This is a genomic window from Streptomyces sp. NPDC001393 (assembly GCF_053597455.1).
Genome location: NZ_JBSFIH010000137.1, coordinates 1 through 1,672 on the forward strand (window position 1 = coordinate 1; position 1,672 = coordinate 1,672).

At 68.5% G+C, this 1,672-nt stretch carries 2 protein-coding genes and 1 pseudogene; all 3 read left to right on the forward strand.

Going from position 1 to position 1,672, the window contains the following annotated elements:
- On the forward strand, nucleotides 1–843 hold an 843-nt coding region (locus ACWC2T_RS45800), incomplete at its 5' end, for a tyrosine-type recombinase/integrase (RefSeq protein WP_450676210.1).
- Entirely contained in the window at nucleotides 840–1,157 is a 318-nt protein-coding gene (locus ACWC2T_RS45805) for a helix-turn-helix domain-containing protein (RefSeq protein WP_450676211.1), read from the forward strand. The genes ACWC2T_RS45800 and ACWC2T_RS45805, both read left to right, overlap by 4 nt.
- A 15-nt stretch (nucleotides 1,158–1,172) precedes the next feature.
- A pseudogene (locus ACWC2T_RS45810) lies at nucleotides 1,173–1,672 on the forward strand (hypothetical protein); the annotation flags it as partial.

Sequence of the window (1,672 nt, forward strand, 5' to 3'; positions counted from 1 at the left end):
GACCGCGTGGTCGGTGACCTCGCGGTGAAGGGTCGCAAGACTTCGACCCGACGCGAGTATGTTCAGATCTTTAAGGGGTTCCACCGGTTCCTGCAGGCCCGCAAGGCAGCGGAGATCGAGGCTGCCTTCGGTGTCCGGCTAGTCTGCCCGGTCGACGAGTTCAACGCTTCCCGGCATGTCGGCGACGACTCGCCGGCTCTGGTGCCGCCGCCGACGCCGGAGCGGGTGAGTGAGTTCTTCGACTTCATGAAGCAGCGGATCGGGACCGCGAGGAAGTACGGACCCGCCGCGAGAGACTATGCGATGTTCCGGACGCTGTATCACGCTGGGCTCCGCTCGGAGGAAGCATCGCTGCTGGAGAAGCCGGATGTGCACTTCTCGCGCGGGCCGTTCGGCAAGCTCCACGTCCGTTTCGGCAAGGGAGCTCATACTTCCGGGCCGCGGCCACGCTGGGTGCCCATGCTCGACGGCCTGGACCTGGTGCTGCGGTGGTTTCTCGACGATGTGCGGCCCAAGTTTCCCAAGTCGCCTGTGCTGTTCGCGGACGAGTCCGGCGGGGCCTTGCATCGTGGGACCATCCGCAACCGGCTCCGCTATCTCATGGAACTCGAGGGTCGCCCACCGGCCGAGCGGTTCAGTCCGCATGCCCTGCGGCGGGCCTGCGCGACCCACAACTACGAACGCGGCGTCGATCTCGTGGCGATCCAGCAAATGCTCGGTCACTGGACGGTCAGCTCGACCATGCGGTATGTCCGGCCCTCCGCCACGTTCATCGAGGACGCCTATCAGCGGGCGGTCGCCGGAACCCTGGCCGAGCTGGCCGGGAAGGACACCACGGCATGAAGATCCGATGGCGGCTGCGGATGACGGCTGCCCAGCGCGAGGTCTGGACCGGGACCGAACTGCGGCGTCTGCTGGCCGAGAAGGCGGGCCTGGAACTGTCCTCCGCGTCGGTGTCCGCGCTGTTCACCAAGGAGCCCTCGCAGGTGAAGATGACCACGCTGGCTGCTTTGTGCACCGCGTTGGAGTGCACCCCCAACGATCTGATCGAGGTCGACACCACCCCCGTCGAGCGTCCCGTCGCACCGCCCCGCTCTGTCGCCGACCTCCCGCAGGCCGCCGGTTCCGCCCGGGGCCGGTCGATGCCGCCCCTGTGACCGGTCAGCATCACGATGGGAAAGAAGCAACGGGACTGCGTCACCTGCGGTGCCCCCGTCGGCTATCTCGACCGCCAGCACTGCTGCCTGTGCTGGCGGCGGATGAAAGAGCAGGCCGCGAAGGCGACGTGTCCGTCCTGCGGCAAGGACCGCGTGCTCCAGCAGGACACGGGCCGGTGCGTCATCTGCTCGCGCGTCTGCCAGCTGTGCGGTCATCCGGTCCGCGCGGCCGGGAACCGTCTGTGCCGCGACTGCCGCCGCAAGGCCGACCAGCTCGCGGCCCAGCAGCCGTGTCCGCGCTGCGGCAAACCGGGCTATCTGCGCGAGGCGACCGGCTGGTGCGGTCATTGCTCCCGGCCTCGGCAGGACAAGCAGCCGCCGCGGGCCTGCCGCGAATGCGGAGAACTTCGGCGGCATGCCGGACTGGGACTGTGCTCTCCCTGCTGGCAGAAGCACCCCGGACGTCCCTTCATCCGCGGCGAACACCTCCGCGACCGGCTCGCCGAACCGCCCTT

Coding starts and splice junctions, on each gene's coding strand:
- ACWC2T_RS45805 (WP_450676211.1), top strand. CDS start 840: ATGAAGATCCGATGGCGGCTGCGGATGACGGCTGCCCAGCGCGAGGTC.